Genomic DNA, 19,736 nt, shown 5'->3' with positions numbered 1-19,736 from the left:
ACCTCATAAAACTATCCGGTCGCCCCGAGCGGTCGGTTCTGGAGAGCAGACATGTCAGGCATCAACTACAACGAAAAGATTCCCAACAACGTCAACCTGTCTGGCGACCGCGCGTTGCAGAGGGCGCTGGAGCATTGGCAGCCGAATTATCTGCAGTGGTGGCAAGACATGGGCCCTGACGGCTCGCACGGTTTCGACGTGTACTTGCGTACGGCGGTCAGCGTTGAGCCCGATGGCTGGGCGAATTTCGATCACGTGAAGATGCCCGACTATCGCTGGGGTATTTTTCTGGCGCCGCAGGACGGTCAACGAAAAATGCATTTTGGCGAAAACATGGGACGCGATGTCTGGCAAGACGTGCCGGGCGAACACCGCGCCAACCTGCGCCGCATCATCGTGACGCAAGGCGATACCGAACCGGCCTCGATCGAGCAGCAACGCCATCTGGGCATGACCGCGCCGTCGCAGTACGACCTGCGCAATCTGTTCCAGATCAACGTCGAAGAAGGCCGTCATCTGTGGGCCATGGTCTATCTGCTGCATCGCTATTTCGGGCGCGATGGCCGCGAAGAGGCCGATGCCTTGTTGCAGCGTAGTTCGGGCGACGAAGACAACCCTCGCATTCTCGGCGCGTTCAACGAAAAAACCCCCGACTGGCTGGCGTTTTATATGTTCACGTACTTCACCGACCGTGACGGAAAATTCCAGTTATGTGCCTTGGCCGAGTCGGGTTTCGATCCGTTGGCCCGCACTACCAAATTCATGCTGACCGAAGAAGCGCATCACATGTTCGTGGGCGAGTCCGGTGTCTCGCGGATCATCCAGCGTACCTGCGAAGTCATGCGCGAACTGAAAACCGACGATCCCGCGACGATCCGCGCCGCGGGTGTCATTGATCTGCCGACCATTCAGCGTTATCTGAATTTCCACTACAGCGTCACGATCGATTTGTTCGGCGCCGATCAATCGTCCAACGCCGCCATTTTTTACAGCGCGGGCTTGAAGGGCCGCTACGAAGAGGGCAAGCGCACGGATGATCATCAACTTAAAAATGATACCTATCGCGTACTGACGGTCGACGGCGGCAAACTGCGCGAAATCGAAGTCCCCATGTTGAACGCGTTGAATGAAGTCTTGCGCGACGACTTCATTCGCGACTCCATGGCTGGGGTGGGGCGCTGGAACAAAGTGATCGAGAAAAACGGATTGCCCTTCCGTCTATCCGTACCGCACAAGGCCTTTAATCGTCAGATCGGTACCCTGGCGGGTATCCGTCTGGCGCCCGATGGCGAAGTGCTCAGCGAAGCACAATGGCAGGCCAATCAGCACAAGTGGCTGCCCACACCCGAAGACCGTGCTTTTGTCGCATCGCTGATGGGTCGCGTGGTCGAGACCGGCAAGTTCGCCAACTGGATTGCACCGCCCGTCATGGGCGTGAATCGTCAACCCGTGAACTTTGAGTACGTCCGCTTCAACTAGGAGGAGCTGGCAATGAACGCACCTTTGCCGCCCGAGGTGTTAAAGCAGCACTTGATCGATCCCGAGATCTGTATTCGCTGCAACACCTGCGAGGAAACCTGCCCCGTTGATGCCATCACTCATGACGGCACCAACTATGTGGTCGATCCCGCCATTTGCAATGGTTGCATGGCATGCGTGCCGCCGTGCCCCACGGGGTCGATCGATAATTGGCGGCTAGTGCTCAAAGCCGAGCCCTATACCTTGGATGAACAATTCGGATGGGATGAGTTGCCGGGCGAAAAGGCGTTGCCCGACAGCGCCTCCACCGAAGTCGCAGGTGATGTGATTCCGCCGTCCGCCGATGAGGCGGGTGTCGATACGAGCACAGCCGTCGAGATTGATACCGGCACCCCGATAGCGCCAGCGATTTCTGTGGCAGGCGCCACCATTCCCCCGTGGTCGGCCGCGCATCCGTACGTCAATCTATACGCCCACAAAACCCCCGTGACCGCGACGGTGGTCGGCAACTATCGCGTGACCGATGACGATACCGACAGCGATATTCATCACATCGTGCTGGACTTCGGCAACGCACCCTTTCCCGTACTGGAAGGACAGTCCATCGGCATACTAGCGCCAGGCACAGATGCAAACGGCCGGCCGCACCACGCACGCCAATACTCGTTGGCCAGTCCGCGCGACGGCGAGCGTCCCGGCTACAACAATCTGTCGCTGACCGTGAAACGCGTGACCGAAGACCATCAGGGTCAGCCCGCAAAAGGCGTGTGCTCCAACTACCTCTGTGACTTGGCCAAAAACGACACGGTGCAAGTCATAGGCCCCTTTGGCAATACCTTCCTGATGCCGAATCACGCGGGCGCCAACCTGATGATGATCTGCACAGGCACCGGATCCGCGCCCATGCGCGCCATGACCGAACGCTACCGTCGCCGTATTGCGCGCGGCACCAATGGTCGCCTGATGCTGTTCTTCGGCGCACGCACCCAGCGCGAACTTCCGTACTTCGGTCCCTTGATGAAATTGCCGCGCGACTTTATCGATATCAACCTGGCACTCTCGCGCGATACCGAGCAGCCCCGCCGATACGTGCAAGACCTGATACGAGAGCGCGCCTCTGACGTACTGACGCTATTGCACGATACCAACACTTGTATTTACGTTTGTGGTCTCAAGGGCATGGAAACCGGCGTCCTCGATGCCCTGCGTGACGTAGTTGTGCAAGGCGGCCAAGATTGGACTATCCTGCATGACATTTTGCGCCGCGAGGGGCGGCTGCATTTCGAGACGTATTAATGAAATTTGCAGAGTTCAAAGAAGGCATGCAGATCCAGGGTGGGCCCGTAACGGTCACAGAGCCCGAGATCCTGGCATTTGCCCGTCAGTACGACCCCCAATGGTTTCATGCCGATGTCGAGCGTGCGAAACAGGGCCGTTGGGGTGGCCTCATCGCGAGCGGCTGGCACACGTGCGCACTCGCCATGCGGATGGCCGTCGATGCCGCACTCCATGATTCCGAATCATTCGGTTCTCCTGGGTTAGGTGAAGTCCGTTGGAAAGTCCCTGTCAGGCCGGGTGACACCTTGCGCTTAGACGCACGCGTCCAGGCCGTCCGACGTTCTACCTCGCGCGCAGATCTGGGTATCATCACCTGGAGTTGGACCATCCTGAATCAGCACAACGAAGCCGTGCTGGAGCTTGATGCGACCAGCCTGTTTGATCTTGCCGAAACAGCTTAGTTGCTGGTTCTTTTCAGCGTTGTTTTTGCTGATGAGGGTTGTCGCTATGTAGGCGTCCGGTCAGCGTGGCGGGGATTGCCGCACCGGCCCTGTTCGCCTCGGCTCGGCCCAACCAGGGGCCTCGGCCCGCGCTGCGCGCGGGCTACCCTCGCCTCAATGGGCCGGTGCGGCAATCCCCGCCACGCTGACCGGACTCACATCTAGTCATGACAACCCTGAGCAATACATTCGATGCGCGAGAGCAGCGTAAGGGCTTTCAACTATTGCAAGCGGGCGATCCCCGCATAAGTCCCCCGCCGGCCCTTTGAGCAAGGGAAGCCTCGCGCAGCGAGGCCGAGGCCCCTGGTTGGGCCGAGCCGCGGCGATGGGCCGGCGGGGGACTTATGCGGGGATCGCCCGCGTCAAAAGAACAACCCCATCACACTCCCAAACACCGCATCAATACTGAAAAAGCCACGGTGCCCAAGAGCAAGACAGTCTCTACGATCAGCTAAACGCCTGGATGCCCGTTTGCGCACGACCCAGGATCAGGGCGTGTACGTCGTGGGTGCCTTCGTAGGTGTTGACGACTTCGAGGTTGACGAGGTGGCGAGCGACGCCGAATTCGTCAGAGATGCCGTTGCCGCCCAGCATGTCGCGGGCCAGGCGGGCGATGTCCAGTGCCTTGCCGCACGAGTTGCGCTTCATGATCGAGGTGATTTCGACTGCGGCGGTGCCTTCGTCTTTCATGCGACCCAAACGCAGGCAGCCTTGCAGGCCCAGCGTGATTTCGGTTTGCATGTCGGCAAGTTTCTTTTGGATCAGTTGGTTGGCGGCGAGGGGACGACCGAACTGTTTACGATCCAGGGTGTACTGGCGGGCCCTGTGCCAGCAGTCTTCCGCGGCGCCCAGGGCACCCCAGGCGATACCGAAACGGGCCGAGTTCAGGCAGGTGAACGGGCCGCGCAGGCCCGAGACGCCGGGCATCATTTGTTCGGCCGATATTTCGACTTCGTCCATCACGATTTCGCCGGTGATCGAGGCGCGTAGGCCGACTTTGCCGTGGATGGCAGGGGCCGACAGGCCCTTCATGCCTTTTTCCAGGATGAAACCGCGGATCTTGCCATCAAACTCACCGCCCACGCACTTGGCCCACACCACGAACACATCAGCGATCGGGGAGTTGGTGATCCACATTTTGCTGCCGGACACCTTGTAGCCGCCGTCGGTCAGAACGGCGCGGGTTTCCATGCCGTTGGGGTCCGAGCCGTGGTTGGGTTCGGTCAAGCCAAAGCAGCCGATCCATTCGCCAGCGGCGAGCTTAGGCAGGTATTTTTTCTTTTGGGCTTCGCTGCCGAATTCATTGATGGGCACCATCACCAGCGAGGATTGCACGCTCATCATCGAACGGTAGCCAGAGTCGACGCGTTCGACTTCACGGGCGATCAGGCCGTAGCTGACGTAGTTCAGGCCAGCGCCACCGTATTCCACGGGGATGGTGGCGCCCAGCAGGCCCAGTTCGCCCATTTCAGCGAAGATCTTCGGGTCGGTTTGTTCGTTGCGAAACGCGTCGAGTACGCGCGGGGCCAGCTTGTCTTGGGCATAAGCAGCCGCTGCGTCGCGGATCATGCGCTCTTCGTCGGTCAGTTGCTGGTCGAGCAACAGCGGATCTTGCCAGTGAAATGAGGGGTTCGAGGACATTAGGGTCTCCGGTGTGAAGCGAGATACGGAAATTCGTAAATCTGGTTAATGCGTAAGCGGGGCGAGCGCGTCGAATTGCCAATGCGCAAGACGCGGACGCTCGACGGCGTTAAGTCGCCCCGGCGTCGTGACGCCGGGGTGGGCGGTTTATTGTTGTGCTTTCAGCGACGCGTCGCGGATCTTGTCCAGCGTAGTCGATGGGCTGATGGTTTGCGGATCGATCAGGCAGTGCAGGATGGCCGGCTTGCCGCTGGCCAGTGCGCGTTCGAATGCCGGTCCAAATTGCTCGGCGGTTTCGACGCGTTCGCCATAGCCGCCGAAAGCTTCGGCATAGGCGGCGAAATCCGGATTCTTCAATTGGGTGGCAGAGACGCGGCCCGGATAGTGTTTTTCCTGGTGCATGCGAATGGTGCCGTACATGCCGTTGTCGATCAGCAGCACGATGATGGGCAAGTCATACTGAACGGCGGTCGCAAACTCCTGACCATGCATCATGAAGCACCCGTCGCCTGCAAAGCACACGACGGTTTTTTCGGGCTCGACACGTTTCGCGCCGACGGCGGCAGGTAGGCCGTAGCCCATCGAGCCCGACGTCGGGGCCAGCTGCGTGCCATAGCGGGTAAAGCGGTGGAAGCGATGCAGCCAGGTGGCGTAGTTGCCGGCGCCGTTGGTCATGATGGCATCGGCGGGCAAGGTTTTTTCCAGATAGGCCATGACTTCGCCCAACTGCAATTCACCCGGCGTGCGTATCGGGGCGGGGTCGCTCCAGGCCAGGTACGAGTCGCGTGCGGCTGCGGTATCGGCGGCCCAGACGGGTTGCGCGGGGACTTGTACGCCAGCCAGCGATTGGGCAAACGAGATGGGTGAGGTGTTGATGGACAACGTGGCGCGGTAGACGCGACCCAGTTCCGCGCTGTCGGGATGCACGTGTACGAGCTTTTGCTTCGGCACCGGGATGTTCAGCAGGGTATAGGCCTGGCTGGGGCTTTCCGACATGCGGCCACCCACCAGCAGGATCAAGTCCGCCTCAGTGACGCGCTTGAGCAGTGCCGGATTGATACCCAGTCCGACGTCGCCGACGAAGCAGGGGTGATCCGCCGGGAACAGCATTTGGCGGCGGAACGAGACGGCGGTGGGCAGCGACAGGCGCTCTGCAAAGGCCGCAAATTGTGCGACGGCGTCGGCATCCCAACGCGTGCCGCCCAGAATGGCAATCGGCGAACGGGCCTGGGCCAGCAATTGTTCCAGGTTGCTTAACTGATCGGCCGTGGGCGCGCTATCGATGACTTCGTAATGGGGCGCATCGGGGACGCTGGCGGTTTCCGTCAGCATGTCTTCGGGCAGTGCGATCACGACAGGGCCTGGGCGACCCGACGTAGCAATATGAAAGGCGCGAGAGATGATCTCGGGGATACGCTCGACCTGATCGATCTCGGTCACCCACTTGGCCTGCGTGCCGAACACGGCACGGTAATCCATTTCCTGAAAGGCCTCGCGTTCGCGCATGCCACGCTCGATCTGGCCGACGAACAAAATCATCGGGCTCGAATCCTGCTTGGCGATATGGACACCTGCCATGGCGTTGGCGGCGCCTGGGCCACGCGTGACCATGCAGATGCCGGGTTCGCCCGTCAGCTTGCCATAGGCGTCAGCCATCATGGACGCGCCACCTTCCTGGCGGCAAACCGTGACATCAATCTGGCCGTCATGCAGCCCGTCCAGCACCGCCAGATAGCTTTCGCCAGGTACGCAGAATACGTGCTTGACACCTTGGGCGACCAGTTGGTCGACCAGAATGTGTCCGCCCAGACGGGCATGGGAAGAGGGTGTCTCGATAGTCATAATTAGGCGGTCATCCGATAAGCAAACAGGCAAAAACAACCAGAAAGCAAGCCTTTGAGCATAATGTTCCTGGCTCGCACAACGCAATTGATAAAATTGCACAATATAGTGACCTGCCAGCACGTTGTACGCAATGCTGCGTCGCAACATACGACAGGCCCGTTAGTTCACTGTGAGCATAGCGGTTAATGAGCGGATTTATATGCGTAATGGCATCCCAAACCTTAGCGCCTTGCAGGCTTTCGAGGCTTCGGCCCGGCTAGGCAGCTTTTCCCGTGCCGCCGAAGAGCTCGCGCTCACGCATAGCGCCGTCTATCGCCAGGTCGCCAGCCTCGAGTCGCGCCTGGGCGTACAGCTATTTACGCGCGTGCGCCGGCGCATTGTCTTGACCGAGCACGGCGCCGAGTACGCGGGCCGGATCCGCCATCATCTGGATCAGATCGAGAAAGACACGTTTGGCCTGGTCAGCCGCACCGGCATGGGCCGCAGTATCCACATCGCGGTGGTCCCCACTCTGGCCACCACCTGGCTGATTCCACGCCTGCCGGGATTTCAACATCAACATCCCGACATCACCGTCAGCCTGTCCGTACGCACGTTGCCCTTTCAATTCAAGGACCAGCCCTTTGATGGTGCGCTGTACCACGCCAGCAGCCTTTGGCCGGGCACCCAGGGGGCGTTGCTCTTTCCCGAGAAAGAACTCGTGCCTGTATGCGCCCCGCATTTACCGCGTCGCGAAGAAGACGGCCTGGCAGGCCTCACCCATTTGCACCTCAGTTCTCGCCCGGACGCCTGGCGCCAATGGTATGCCGCCAACGATCAACCCTACGGTCCCCAAGCCGCAGGCGGCCCTCGCTACGAACTCTTCACCATGATGCTCGCCGCCGCCGAGGCTGGCCTGGGCGTAGGCCTGGTACCCGCTTTTCTCGCCTATGCCGCGCTAGAGGCCGGCGTTCTCGTACGGCCGGTTCCTCAGGTCCTGACCGTCAGCCAAGGCTACTACTTCGGCTACTCACAACGCGACGAGCGTTCCGAAGCGCTGAAAGTCTTTGAACGCTGGCTGCAGACGGTGGCTTAGCGTGATGGCGATGCTATTGCGTGACGTGTTCGGGTTCTTTACGCGCCAAGGTCCGGCGTGTGTAGGCCAAGCCGGCCTAATCGAAACGGCTCGGCCCAACCAGGGGCCTCGGCCCCGCTGCGCGGGGCTGCCCGCTTCTCAAAAGGCCGGCCTGGCCTACACACGCCGGACCTTGGCTCGCAATGTCTCCCTATGTCCACTGTCTCTTTTGCGCCGCTCCACAATCGTTGGGTTGTCGGCATGGCATCGTGCGAACGCAGGTCAAGGCAACTCAGCATCGGGAGCGTGCACCTGCTGTGAGTCCCTGTCGTCTGCTGAGTGGCGGTGCCGGCCTTTTGAGCGTAGGGCAGCCTCGCGCAGCGAGGCCGAGGGCGCCTCCTGGCGCGCCCGAGCCGAAGCGATTTGGCCGGCACCGCCACTCAGCAGACGACAGGGACGTCTCAATAGAGATCAACGTCAATGAGCAAACTACCCTTAACGTCCCAAGCAGATATCGACGCATTCATCGACGCCGTATGGCTGGAAGATGGGCTGGCGAAGAATACGTTGGCTGCGTATCGACGTGATCTGACGGCGTTTGCGCAGTGGCTGGAGAATCCCGCGGAGCATGGTGGGGCGGCGATGGCGGGGCAGTTGCGAGAGGTGGCGGCGGGGGACATTGAGGCCTGGTTTGCGGCGCGGCATGAGGAGAGCCGGGCGACGACGGCGAATCGGCGGTTGGCGACTTTGCGGCGGTTTTATGCCTGGGCGCTGCGTGAGCATCGGGCGCAGCGGGATCCTTGTTTGACGCTCCGCGCGGCGAAGCAACCGCCGCGATTGCCGAAGACGTTGTCCGAGGCGCAAGTGGAGGCGTTGCTGGCGGCGCCGGATTTGAATACGACGCGTGGGGTGCGTGATCGGGCGATGCTGGAGACCCTGTATGCGACGGGATTGCGGGTGTCTGAGTTGGTGGGCGTCAAGGTACTGGAAGTGAGTTTGAATGAGGGCGTGGTGCGGGTGGTGATGGGCAAGGGGGGCAAGGATCGCCTGGTGCCTTTGGGGGCGGAGGCGGCTCACTGGATTGAGCGATATATGCAATCTGCACGCCCGGAATTGACGGGGGCTCGGGTGAGTGATGCGTTGTTTTTGACAGCGCGGGCACAGCCTATGTCCCGGCAGGCATTCTGGCAGTTGATCAAGAAATATGCGCTGATTGCGGGGGTGCGGGCGCCGTTGTCGCCGCATGTGTTGCGGCATGCGTTTGCAACGCATCTGCTGAATCACGGCGCGGATTTGCGGGTGGTGCAGATGCTGCTGGGGCACGCCGATATTTCGACGACGCAAATTTATACGCATGTCGCGCGTGAGCGACTCAAGGCGTTGCATGCGACGCATCATCCTCGCGCTTGAGGGAATAGGGCGGGCGTGCGGGCGCCTTATTGGGGGCGTTTTACAGCAGGGCCGTTCTACACTACGAATTTGTCTGATTACCGCGTCGCGGTTGGTCTGGTGCTATGGCTAAAACTCGTCATGTTTCCGAAACGCCTGCCACGCAATGGCTGAAACAGCATAAGGTGGCCTACACCGAGCATACTTACGATTATGTCGACCATGGTGGCGCGGGCGAGGCTGCGCGTCAGTTGGCGCTGGATCCTCATGCGGTGGTCAAGACGTTGATCATGGAGGATGAGGCGGCGCGGCCATTGGTGGTGGTGATGCATGGCGATCGCGAGGTGTCGACGAAGAACCTCGCTCGCCAGGCGGGGCTGAAAAAGGTCGCGCCCTGCCATCCCGAGGTCGCACAGCGCCATTCCGGGTATCAGGTGGGTGGGACATCGCCGTTTGGTACACGTAAGCGCATGCCCGTCTGGGTCGAGGAGCAGGTTTTGACGTATCCGGTCGTGTATATCAACGGTGGGCGGCGCGGGTACTTGATTGGGATTGATCCCAATGTGCTGGTGACTTTGTTGGGCGCCAAGCCTGTGTCGGTGGCGTTGGAATAGGTCTGCTCGCTGTTCGGCTGCGTCGGCCGTTGCTGTGGTCTGCGTCGCCTATTGCCCGAAGTCTGTGCGGTTGTGGCCCGTGATCTGGATTAAGGCTCGCTGGTCTGCGTGTTTTGCCATGTGGCAGCATTCCCTCGTCTGGCGGTATTCCATTACTACCTGCGACGAAGTCTCCTGTCGCACAATGTTCTGTATCAGCCTGGAAAGTGTCGATTCGTAGCGCGCGTCGGGGCTGGGATGTGGAATGACAACCAAGGATATCCGGAGACGACAATGGGCAAAAAACTGCTGATGCTGGTGGGTGATTACGCGGAAGACTATGAAACCATGGTGCCGTTTCAAACGCTGCTGGCGGTAGGGCATACGGTGCACGCCGTGTGCCCGGGCAAAAAATCTGGCGACAGCGTTGCGACGGCGATTCACGATTTTGAGGGTGCGCAAACCTATAGCGAAAAACGGGGCCATAATTTTGCGCTGAATCACGACTTCGAGCAGGTCGATGTGGCGTCTTATGATGGACTGGTGATTCCCGGTGGACGCGCTCCGGAGTATTTACGTTTGAACGAGCGTGTCCTTGAGATCATTCAGCAGTTCGATCATGCGGGCAAACCCATTGCCGCAGTTTGCCATGGTGCACAGTTGTTGGCGGCGGCGGGCATTTTAAAAGGGCGTACTTGCTCGGCGTATCCGGCCTGCGCACCGGAGGTCCGTCTGGCTGGCGGGACGTACGCGGAAATCGCTATCGATCAGGCGCATACGGATGGCAATCTGGTGACGGCCCCCGCCTGGCCGGCCCATCCAGCGTGGCTGGCACAGTTTTTGGCGGTGTTGGGCACCAAAATTACGCATTGATGCGCCTGCGTCGCGTTGTCCGCGCGACCGGGCGCGCTTGCCGTGTGCTCACTGCAATCGTACAGTGAGGCTAGCTTATCCGGAGCCCCGTCATGTGCGAAATATTTATCCGTGCCCATCCTGATTCCTATGCGCCCGAAAGCCGCTCGTTGCGGCTGCATGGCGTCGCCACGAGCGTTCGGCTCGAACGCCTGTTTTGGTCGGTGCTAGAGGAAATCGCCGCACGTGACGACATGCGTGTGACGCAACTAATCGAGCGACTGTACGATGAACTGATCGAATATCGCGGCGAGGCGGCGAATTTCACGTCGTTTTTACGTGTGTGCTGCCTGCGCTATGAGTTGTTGCAAGTCGACGGCCGTATTCCGGCGGATCTCGACGTGCCGATTCGGTCATTGGATGCACGGGCCGTATTGGCGGGCTTGCCGGGGGCGCTGAACGATGGCGCGCCGTTGCAGCGCGCTGTTGCGTGATTACAGCTGGGCCATTCGCTCAATCATGGCGACGTCATTTTGCAGGATGCGTCGCAGCCGTACGGCATCGCCGATGCGGGAGTATTTGCCCTGGGAGTCCAGCAGCACAATCGCCACGTCGCGACCATTGATGCGGGTCATCATGACCAGGCATTCACCGGCTTCGTTGATGAAACCGGTTTTCGAGACTTTGATATCCCAATCGGGTTTGCGCACGAGAAGGTTGGTGTTGCGGAAAACCTGCGTGCGGTTGGCCACGTCGACTTCGTATTCGTCATCGGTGGAATAGCGATGGATCAGTGGGCGCTGTGCGGCGGCCCGCAGAAGGCGAGCCAGATCGCGTGGCGACGATACATTCTGGCTGGACAGTCCGGTGGGCTCGATGAAGTATGTGCTGGTCATACCCAGGCCGCGGGCTTTTTCGTTCATGGCACGGACAAACGCCAGGATACCGCCCGGGTAGTTGCGCCCGAGGGCGTGGGCCGCCCGATTTTCGGATGACATCAGCGCCAAGTGCAGCATATCGCCGCGGGTCAGCTGGGTGCCCACGCGCAGGCGAGAGGTGGTGTGCTTGAGCTTGTCCACGTCGTCTTCGGTGATTTCCAGCATTTGATCCATGGGCTGATTGGCGTCTACGACGACCAATGCGGTCATCAGCTTGGATATCGAGGCGATCGGGCGTACCACGTCTTCGTTCTTGGCAAACAGGACGGTAGACGTTTCCAGGTCCTGGGCGTAGGCGGTGCTGGAGCGCAGTGCCCGGATCTCGTCGCGGATCGAGGCTTCAGCGGCCGGCAGGGCCGCCGCGCTGGCCACAGCGGCGGGCGCCGTGCGCTGACGAGAGATGATTTTGCTCTTTTTGCGCGACGCGCTACGCGATTTCGAGGTCTTTTGGGTGCTTTTCTTGGCAGCCGACTTCGTGGATGTCCTGGCGGTCTGCTTTGTGGCGCTGGTCTTTTTTGAGGTCGACTTGGCGCTGCTGGAGGTTTTGGTCGACGCTTTTGCGGTGGATGTCTTGCCGGCGGTCTTGGATTTGACTGCCTTGCACGCCGAGGATTTGGCGTTGGTCTTGCACGGATCGGCTTTCGCCGCGTACGAAGTGCCAGGCAGCAAGCCGATCAGTGCCACAGCCATGGGCACCAAGGTGATTGCAACGGCGCGTTTCCAAAAAGACACCATAAGACTAGCCAAGCAAAAAAGGGTACGCGACCGGATTGGTCAGGAAATCGACTGGAGCGGAGTCGGGAAAAGTCAGACGAATTATAGGCTTACGTGCCGAATTTAAACAGTTTTTTTAACTGTGGGGCAAGCGTAAGATTGCAACAGCGCGCAAGAAACACAGTTTGAGCCCAATCGGGGGCGGAAATCGTGAATTTCTTGTGATGGCCTCGCCGGGTGGAATCGAACCACCAACTGACCCTTAGGAGGGGTCTGTTATATCCATTTAACTACGGCGAGGCAGGGGGAACGTGCAAGCCCCTGATAACAAAGCGTATCGTCGGCAGGGCCAGCACTTTGCAAGAGCGGAATTCTATCACCCGAATAAGTACAGCCTTAGTCCGTCCCAGGTGCGTCCCCAGTGCGCCTGACAAATACGTTCAGCGTTTGCGCTGGCAGGTCTTGACTTCCCCCGTTCAATGCGCCGTGATGAACTCGCGCGATGGGGATACCCGAGCCCGAATCAGGGGCTAACGCCACTTCGCGGTGCGCGTTGTATATGATTGCGCCTATCACCGTTTATGCATGTCTGACGGGGCGCCTGCGTGGCTGGGCGACACCCGTGAAACCTAACTCCTGGCCCGGGCCGATTCGATGTCCAATTCGCTCTCTCCTTTGTCTCGTACGCTGTGGATAGGTACGCTGGTCGTCTTGCTTGCCATGGGCGTGCGTGCGACGTTTGGCCTGTTCATGCAGCCTATGGGGCTAGCCCAGGGTTGGGGGCGCGACGTATTTTCGATGGCCTTTGCGTTGCAAAACCTGGTATGGGGGGTGTCCTGTATTTTCATGGGCATGCTGGCCGATCGGTTCGGCTCTGGCCGTACGGTGGCGCTGGGGGCCTTGCTCTACGCCGCGGGCATGATCGGTACGCGCCTGGCGACGGATGAGTTCAGCCTCTATATGACGGCCGGTGTGTTGGTCGGACTAGGACAGGCGGGTACGACTTTCCCGGTCATTTTGCCCATCGTCGCGCGCTCGGTGCCGCCTGAGTTTCGCAGTACGGCGATGGGAATTGCCAGTGCGGGCGGCTCCATGGGGCAGTTTTTGGTTGTGCCTACGGGGCAGCTCCTGATCACCGGGTTGGACTGGACGGGTGCGCTGTGGGCGATGTCTCTATTTGTGGCGGCCGGTATGCCGCTGGCTTATTTCTTGCGTGGCAAGCCCGCGACGCACGCCGGTGGGCAGTCGATGTTGTCCGCCATACAACAGGCGTTGCGGCATCCGTCGTTTCATTTTCTGGCGGCCAGCTATTTTGTGTGCGGGTTTCATACGGCGTTTATCACGCTGCATTTACCCGCCTATGTCATCGATTCGGGTCTGACGGGCGGGCACGGCGCCATCGCCATTGCGCTGATCGGCTTATTTAATGTGGTGGGGTCGTACTATTCCGGCAAACTCGGGGGGCGGCATAGCAAAAAAATGCTGCTCGCGGGGGTATATGGACTGCGCGCATTTGGCATGATGTTGTTGCTGATCCTGCCGCTATCGCCGTGGGTGCTCTATGCCTTTGCCGCCTGGATGGGATTGTTCTGGTTGGGCACCGTCCCGCTGACTCAGGGATTGATTGGGCAGATTTACGGGTTGCGCTATGCCGCCACGTTGTCGGGTATTGCTTTTCTGGGGCACCAAGTGGGCAGCTTTATCGGCGTCTGGCTGGGTGGCTACGTGTACGCGACCACCGGCAACTACGACATGATGTGGTGGATAGGGATCGCCCTGGCCATCATCGCGGCGTTGCTGTGCCTGCCTGTGCGCGAACAGTCGCTGGAACCGCGGCCGATGCCGCAAGCGGCGGCCTGAGATGGAGACGCGCCGTATCGTCTGGCGCATCCTGGGGGGTATCGCCCTGGTGGCGGTGCTGGCGCTAGGGTTCCTGGGATATACCTTGCCCGAAATCCGCCTGAACTGGGAGACGCTGGCCGCGATGTGCGGGTTTTAGCGGCGCGTCCCTAGGCTTCCGTGTTTCATGCCGCCAGGCCGTCTCCCGCTTTAACGGCTCGGCGTACGTCGTCACGACAAATCCCCCCAAAAATTGGATCAATCTCCAACTTTCAGGGGCTGTTCATACCACCCGGCTCCTTTGTTACTCCTCTTTCAGGAGCTCCGCGTCCAGGCGTTCCGGATCCAGACGATGCGGTTCATTGCGATTCACCAGCACCGTGATGCCCCACATGACCACGCCCAACACCAGTAGCCATCCGGCGACCTGATATTGAATCGGATCACGGCCGGTCATCGGCGTCACGAGGAATATGCATGCGATCGCGCCCAGGCACGCCACTGGTGTGTACGTCCGGAAATGCTCGTGTTCGACACGGTCGCGGCGCAGCACCAGGACGGCGATGTTGACGAAGGCAAAGACGGCCAGCAGCAGCAATGCGGTGGTGCCGCCGAGGGCGCTGATGGCCTTGGAGTTGCTGGTCGATACCAGCACGATCAGTCCAAGTGCGAGAAAGGTAGTGAACAGAATGGCCGACCAGGGCGTTTGGGTGCGCGGATGGACCTTGGCGAGAAACTTCGGCAATACGCCCTGGCGCGACATGCCGTAGAGCAGTCGGCTGGCCATCATCATGTTGATCAGCGCCGAGTTCGCGACGGCAAACATCGAGATGATTGGCATGATGGTATCCATCGGCAAGTTCGGCGCAGCACGCTGAACGACCAATACCAAAGGCGTAGAGCTGGCTGCCAGCTCCCCGACCGGAATCAGGGCGACCGCGCAAATGGAGACCAGCACATAAATCACGGCAGTGATTCCCAGGCCCGTCAGCATGACCTTGGGAAAAATACGATGGGGGGCATGGGTTTCTTCGGCCATGTTCACCGAGTCCTCAAAGCCCACCATGGCAAAGAACGCCAAAGCGGTGGCCGATGTAATGGCCAGGAATACGCTTTTGTTCTCTGGCGTTTCAAAGGCTACGACGCGAGAAAAATCCGCTTGCCCGTTGCTGATGCCATAAAACCCCAAAATAATCACTAGCAGCAGGCCACTCAACTCGACCAGGGTCAGTACCACGTTCGCCTTGACGCTTTCCGAGGCCCCGCGGAAGTTCACCACCATCACCAGCAGCATGAACCCGAGTGCGCCGAGGGTGATCATCATGGGATCGCCCTCAATGCCGAGTGCCACAAATAAGTTGGCAGAAAAGGCGCGTGAGGCCGTCGCGGCGGAGGTCAGCCCCGAGCACATGACCGTAAAGCAAATGATAAACGTCAGAAAATGGACGCCGAAGGCTTTATGGACATAGAGTGCGGCCCCAGCGGCCCGGGGGTATTTCGTCACAAGTTCCAGATAAGAGAAGGCCGTCAGCAATGCCACCAGGAACGCCACCAGAAAGGGCGCCCATGCCGCGCCACCGACTTCCGCGGCAACTTGCCCGGTCAGCGCGTAAACCCCTGTACCCAGAATGTCTCCGATGATGAACAATAAAAGCAGCTTGGGGCCCATCACCCGTTTCAATGGCGTGTGTTCTGGGCTATCTTGTGTCGACATTTAACTACTCCTCTAAGTATTTCTGCTCCGGATGAAAGTATGTCCCCGGATACGTGCCTGTGCACGAGCGAGCGCCTCAATATTGTTTTCTAAAAGTTTCTGCTGACAGGCCGTGTTTTTGCCGCGAACCTCCTACTAAAAAGGCAAAGGAACGGTCAAATAAGGGACAAAAGATGTGCGTCAATCGGTCGCATTGCAATTTTTAGTATTTTCTATGCAAATTCCTATTGCGATTCGTGCGAGATAGGAGTATCTCTATGGGTAACAGCAGTTCGTGACACAACACACTGATGTTTCAGCGAGACCGGGACAGCATAGTCCAGCCTGCTGAAGCATCGGGCCAGTATCCGTGCAGGTGATTCGCCTTCACGGAAGTAAAAGCTAGGAGGGGCTTATGGCAGTGGTATATGCGGATTTTGCACGTGATCGAAGCAGGGCGGTTCGCACTGTTCAGACCCATCGCGCCAAAACGCAGCGGGCAAAGGCCTATCAACGCGCGACTGCCCAGAGCAGCGTGCGGGCAGCACCCCCTCACGTCCGTCAAGGCGGAGCGATTTTCTGGATGATCCTCATCCTGGCTCCTCTGGCGGGATTGGCCGCGCCTTTGTTGGCGGTGCCTCTTATTGGCGAGCCCCATGGCTGGGTAATAGCCGGAATCGGTATGTTGGCTTGTGTGCTCTTGCTATTGCGCCTGGCCATGCATGAGGCGGATCACGCCCACCATACTCAGAAATAGAATTTTCAGGACGTTCTACGCACGCCGGTGTTGGGCATGAAAGCCCAGCACCGGCGTGTTGGTTTTTGGACAGCGGACTTATTGGGCCTTTGCCGACGGATTGTCGCGAGGCAACCAGCGCCAGAAGACCGCCGCCGCACTCAGCCCGAATATCCCCATGACGCCGACGCCGACGGCCAGGGACGCCAGTGCCGTTATCGCCGATAGCACGACGGGCCCCACGCTGGAGCCCATATCCGCGACTAGCCGCCAAATCCCGAGAAACTCGGTACGTCCTTTGGTGGGGGCGGCATCTGCGCCCAGTGTCATGACGATACCCGAGCCAATGCCATTGCCCAGGCCCAACAACATGGATACCAGGATAAAACTGAGAATGCCGGTCGTGAGCGACGTGCCGATCAGGGCAATACCCATCAAAAGCGTCGAAGGTACTGCGACCCAAAGGCGTCCGCGCCGATCCATCAGCGTGCCGGCGGGATAAAACACGGACATGTCGATGGCGGCGATCAGGCCGTAGATCAGGGACGTGGTGCTGGGATTGATCCCCAGATGGTCTGCCCAGAGAGGGATGACCACTTGTCGGGAGGCACGTACCGCACTGACTAGCAAGATACCCAGGCCCAGGGTCAGCAGTGTCCGGCTGTGTGAGCGTGCAATGTCCAGGATGCGGGGTTTGGCGTGGGTCGGTTGCCCGGGACGTCGATCGGGGGGAGCCATATCGGGAGCCCGATAGGCAATCAGCCCCGCCCCAAGCATGGCAATGGCCGCTACCCAATACGCACCCTGTAGTCCCATGAAATGAATCAGGCCTGCTCCTAAAAAAGGGCCGGCGAACGCGCCGATCCGCATGGTGCCTGCCAAGGTGGATAACGCGCGCGCTCGCATATAGACGGGCACGGCATCGATCATGTAGGACTGCCGGGCCAGCATGAACACCGAAGACGCCATGCCGATGAAAAAGACGCCGATCGCCAGCATCCAGGCGTGACTGGCTGTAATGCAGAGCAATAGCGCCAAAATGCTCAGGATGGCCGCAGCGACCATGGCTTGTCGTTCGCCAAAGCGCGAGGTCATCAGCGCGGCAGGAATGTTGCTGACCAGTGAGCCGATGCCGATCAACGCCACGATGAGTCCGGATGTGGCGACCGAGGCATCCAGGTTGCGTGCGCTCAGGGCCACCACTGGAAGAATCGCACCGTTGCTGACACCGTATAGCACTGAGGGGCCAAATGCGGGAACGGCGATTTTTTTGAAGCTGAACGGTGCGTCGGGGGTCTGCACGATGAGGCAAAGAAGTCGGGTGAGGCGCTAGTTTAGTCTTTTGCCGCTTGCTTGCCGGTAGTGTGACACGCTATCTTTGCAGCATGACGCCCCTACAATTTGCAGCATGACGCCTCTATCACTGACTGACCAAGAGCCATTTTTCATTGTTCTGAACACCGGTTCCGGGCGTGGTGATGCAGGCGAGGTGCAGGCGACGATTCAGCGCGTGCTCGATCAGGCCGGGCGCCGCTACACAGTGATGCCGGTCGATGATGGGCAAAAACTGCCCGCGACGGCCCAGGCCGCCGTCGACCAAGCGCGCCAGCAGGGCGGCATTGTGGTAGCGGCGGGAGGCGACGGCACACTGAGTGCCGTGGCGCAGGTCGTATTGGGCAGCGGCCTGCCGTTTGGCATTTTGCCGCAGGGCACCTTTAACTATTTTGGCCGTACCTACGGCATCGCCCAGGATACCGAGCTGTCCACTCAGTGCCTGCTGGCGGCGCAACCGCAGCCCGTGCAGGTGGGGCTGGTCAATGACCGATTATTTCTGATTAATGCCAGTCTTGGACTGTATCCGCAGTTGCTTGAGGACCGCGAGGCGTACAAGTCGCGTTACGGTCGTAGCCGGTATGTGGCGCTGTGGTCCGCGTTGGTGACGATGGGGCGTGCGCATCGGCAGTTGACGGTGCAGCTAGAGCATGAGGGGCAGTCCCGTATCTTACGTACGCCGACGATCGTGGTGGGCAACAACGCGTTGCAATTGGAGCAAATCGGCATCGTCCAGGCGTCTGCACTAGAGCAGGGGCGGCTGGTTGCCATGGGGGCGAGACCTATCGGGACTTGGGCGATGTACGGGCTGCTGTTGCGCGGCTGGTTGAGTCGCCTGGGCGATGCGGATCATGTCTTCAGCTTTGATTTCGAGCATCTGACCGTGCACGTCAAGCGCAGCCGGCGACGTATCAAGGTCGCTCTCGACGGCGAGATTCAATGGCTCGACACGCCGTTGGAGTTTCGGGTGTCTGAGCAACCGCTGCAGTTGCTGGTGCCGCCTGCATCTCACCGCTCGGAACGCGTATGACCAGAATTGTCCATCTTTCCGATACGCATTTTGGTACAGAGCGGGAGCCAGTCGTACAAGCAGTGTTGAGTTTGGTGGGTGAATTGCAGCCCGATCTGGTTCTGCTGGGGGGCGACATCACTCAGCGCGCGCGGCGTAGTCAGTTTGCAGCGGCCCGCCGATTTGTCCAGTCGCTGCAGCGGCCTGTGCTGGCGGTGCCGGGCAACCACGACATTCCGTTGTTTAACGTGTTGGCGCGGCTCGTGAACCCCTATGGCGCCTATCGTCGGGCGATGGGCGCCGTGCTCGAACCCGTGGTCGAGATACCCGGCCTGCTGGCGATCGGCGTGAATTCAACCCGACCGGGCCGGCACAAGAACGGTCAGGTAGATGCCGCGCAGATCTCGCGGGTGGCGCAGCGCCTGCGCAAGGCCGACCCCGACGCGTTGCGGCTGGTGTTGCTGCACCATCCGGTACGGGCGCTCGTCGACAGCGATCAGCGCAATTTACTGATAGGGCGCGAACAGGCCGTGCCGGCGTGGATCGACGCCGGGGTCGATCTTGTCCTGGGCGGACACATCCATTTGCCCTATGTGTTGCCGGTTCAGGGGGAGGCGCAGGCCGCCGCCCGCCAGGCCTGGGCCGTCCAGGCCGGGACGGCCGTGTCGCACCGGGTGCGAGGAGGGATATCAAACTCGATCAATGTGATTGAGCACTCGGCCGGTGATGCCCAGCACCACTGTTCTGTCCAGCGCTGGGATTACCTGGCCGATGTCCAGGCGTTTCGCCGTGCCAGCGTGCAGACGCTGGATTGGCATCGCCGCCCGCCGTTGCGCTGAGCGAC

Annotated in this window: 18 protein-coding genes and 1 tRNA gene; 13 read left to right on the top strand and 6 right to left on the bottom strand. The window is 59.9% G+C overall.

All coding sequences use genetic code 11. The features are described 5' to 3' along the window. Positions 1-51 precede the first annotated feature (51 nt). From boxB to ACYVDM_RS01780, 3 genes are read left to right on the top strand one after another with little or no spacing between them, the layout of a single operon-like run. Positions 52-1,479, top strand: coding sequence for a benzoyl-CoA 2,3-epoxidase subunit BoxB (gene boxB / locus ACYVDM_RS01790; protein ID WP_415793325.1), 1,428 nt, complete (start codon positions 52-54; stop codon positions 1,477-1,479). A gap of 12 nt (positions 1,480-1,491) precedes the next feature. Further along, the gene (boxA, locus tag ACYVDM_RS01785; RefSeq protein WP_415793326.1) at positions 1,492-2,775 is read left to right on the top strand and encodes a benzoyl-CoA 2,3-epoxidase subunit BoxA; all 1,284 of its coding nucleotides are present in this window, start codon (positions 1,492-1,494) and stop codon (positions 2,773-2,775) included. After that, a complete protein-coding gene (locus ACYVDM_RS01780) occupies positions 2,775-3,218 on the top strand; it encodes a MaoC family dehydratase (protein ID WP_415793327.1) in 444 nt (147 codons plus the stop codon). The genes boxA and ACYVDM_RS01780 overlap by 1 nt, the downstream gene beginning before the upstream one ends. A gap of 486 nt (positions 3,219-3,704) precedes the next feature. On the opposite strand, the gene ACYVDM_RS01775 is transcribed toward ACYVDM_RS01780, so the two are convergent. Together ACYVDM_RS01775 and ACYVDM_RS01770 are read right to left on the bottom strand one after the other, a co-directional pair. Then, positions 3,705-4,898, bottom strand: coding sequence for an acyl-CoA dehydrogenase (locus ACYVDM_RS01775; protein ID WP_415793328.1), 1,194 nt, complete (start codon positions 4,896-4,898; stop codon positions 3,705-3,707). Between the two features lie 147 nt (positions 4,899-5,045). Then, a complete protein-coding gene (locus tag ACYVDM_RS01770; RefSeq protein WP_415793329.1) occupies positions 5,046-6,740 on the bottom strand; it encodes a thiamine pyrophosphate-binding protein in 1,695 nt (564 codons plus the stop codon). Positions 6,741-6,942: 202 nt separating this feature from the next. On the opposite strand from ACYVDM_RS01770, the gene ACYVDM_RS01765 reads away from it, so the two are divergent. The 5 genes from ACYVDM_RS01765 (at position 6,943) to ACYVDM_RS01745 (ending at position 11,125) form a co-directional block, all read left to right on the top strand. Next, positions 6,943-7,818, top strand: coding sequence for a LysR substrate-binding domain-containing protein (locus ACYVDM_RS01765; protein WP_415793331.1), 876 nt, complete (start codon positions 6,943-6,945; stop codon positions 7,816-7,818). 459 nt (positions 7,819-8,277) lie between these two features. Beyond that, positions 8,278-9,207: a site-specific tyrosine recombinase XerD gene (gene xerD / locus ACYVDM_RS01760; protein ID WP_415793106.1), complete on the top strand. Its 930-nt coding sequence runs from the start codon at positions 8,278-8,280 to the stop codon at positions 9,205-9,207. A gap of 104 nt (positions 9,208-9,311) precedes the next feature. Further along, positions 9,312-9,800 carry a Cys-tRNA(Pro) deacylase gene (gene ybaK / locus ACYVDM_RS01755; RefSeq protein WP_415793107.1) on the top strand — a complete coding sequence of 163 codons (489 nt, stop codon included), beginning with the start codon at positions 9,312-9,314 and terminating at the stop codon, positions 9,798-9,800. Between the two features lie 273 nt (positions 9,801-10,073). Then, positions 10,074-10,652: a DJ-1/PfpI family protein gene (locus ACYVDM_RS01750; protein WP_415793108.1), complete on the top strand. Its 579-nt coding sequence runs from the start codon at positions 10,074-10,076 to the stop codon at positions 10,650-10,652. Between the two features lie 92 nt (positions 10,653-10,744). Continuing rightward, complete coding sequence (locus tag ACYVDM_RS01745) at positions 10,745-11,125, top strand: ribbon-helix-helix domain-containing protein (RefSeq protein WP_415793109.1); 381 nt, start codon at positions 10,745-10,747, stop codon at positions 11,123-11,125. Here the strand turns inward: ACYVDM_RS01745 and pbpG are convergent, their stop codons facing one another. Both pbpG and ACYVDM_RS01735 read right to left on the bottom strand, forming a co-directional pair. Beyond that, positions 11,126-12,304, bottom strand: a complete 1,179-nt coding sequence (gene pbpG / locus ACYVDM_RS01740) for a D-alanyl-D-alanine endopeptidase (protein WP_415793110.1) — start codon at positions 12,302-12,304, stop codon at positions 11,126-11,128. It abuts the gene before it with no gap. Positions 12,305-12,508: 204 nt separating this feature from the next. Then, a tRNA-Arg gene (locus ACYVDM_RS01735) sits at positions 12,509-12,583 on the bottom strand. A gap of 354 nt (positions 12,584-12,937) precedes the next feature. Between ACYVDM_RS01735 and ACYVDM_RS01730 the strand changes: the two genes are divergently transcribed. Both ACYVDM_RS01730 and ACYVDM_RS01725 read left to right on the top strand, forming a co-directional pair. Next, positions 12,938-14,143 (top strand): MFS transporter, encoded by a 1,206-nt coding sequence (locus tag ACYVDM_RS01730; protein WP_415793111.1) that lies wholly within the window; start codon positions 12,938-12,940, stop codon positions 14,141-14,143. A 1-nt stretch (position 14,144) separates the two neighbouring features. After that, positions 14,145-14,282 carry a hypothetical protein gene (locus ACYVDM_RS01725; RefSeq protein ID WP_415793112.1) on the top strand — a complete coding sequence of 46 codons (138 nt, stop codon included), beginning with the start codon at positions 14,145-14,147 and terminating at the stop codon, positions 14,280-14,282. Positions 14,283-14,426: 144 nt separating this feature from the next. Here ACYVDM_RS01725 and ACYVDM_RS01720 read toward each other — a convergent pair whose 3' ends face one another. Next, a complete protein-coding gene (locus ACYVDM_RS01720) occupies positions 14,427-15,836 on the bottom strand; it encodes an APC family permease (protein WP_415793113.1) in 1,410 nt (469 codons plus the stop codon). A gap of 394 nt (positions 15,837-16,230) precedes the next feature. Here ACYVDM_RS01720 and ACYVDM_RS01715 point away from each other — a divergent pair, with 394 nt between their 5' ends. Next, positions 16,231-16,572: a hypothetical protein gene (locus tag ACYVDM_RS01715; RefSeq protein ID WP_415793114.1), complete on the top strand. Its 342-nt coding sequence runs from the start codon at positions 16,231-16,233 to the stop codon at positions 16,570-16,572. A 78-nt stretch (positions 16,573-16,650) separates the two neighbouring features. Here the strand turns inward: ACYVDM_RS01715 and ACYVDM_RS01710 are convergent, their stop codons facing one another. Continuing rightward, positions 16,651-17,853: an MFS transporter gene (locus tag ACYVDM_RS01710; protein ID WP_415793115.1), complete on the bottom strand. Its 1,203-nt coding sequence runs from the start codon at positions 17,851-17,853 to the stop codon at positions 16,651-16,653. 106 nt (positions 17,854-17,959) lie between these two features. Here ACYVDM_RS01710 and ACYVDM_RS01705 point away from each other — a divergent pair, with 106 nt between their 5' ends. Both ACYVDM_RS01705 and ACYVDM_RS01700 read left to right on the top strand, forming a co-directional pair. Continuing rightward, on the top strand, positions 17,960-18,913 hold the full coding sequence (locus ACYVDM_RS01705; protein ID WP_415793116.1) for a diacylglycerol/lipid kinase family protein: 954 nt from the start codon (positions 17,960-17,962) through the stop codon (positions 18,911-18,913). Beyond that, positions 18,910-19,731, top strand: a complete 822-nt coding sequence (locus ACYVDM_RS01700; RefSeq protein ID WP_415793117.1) for a metallophosphoesterase family protein — start codon at positions 18,910-18,912, stop codon at positions 19,729-19,731. Before ACYVDM_RS01705 ends, ACYVDM_RS01700 begins: the two co-directional genes overlap by 4 nt. The last annotated feature ends 5 nt before the right edge of the window (positions 19,732-19,736 follow it).

This window comes from Bordetella tumulicola, from assembly GCF_054779135.1.
This window is presented reverse-complemented; position numbering and strand designations above follow the sequence as displayed.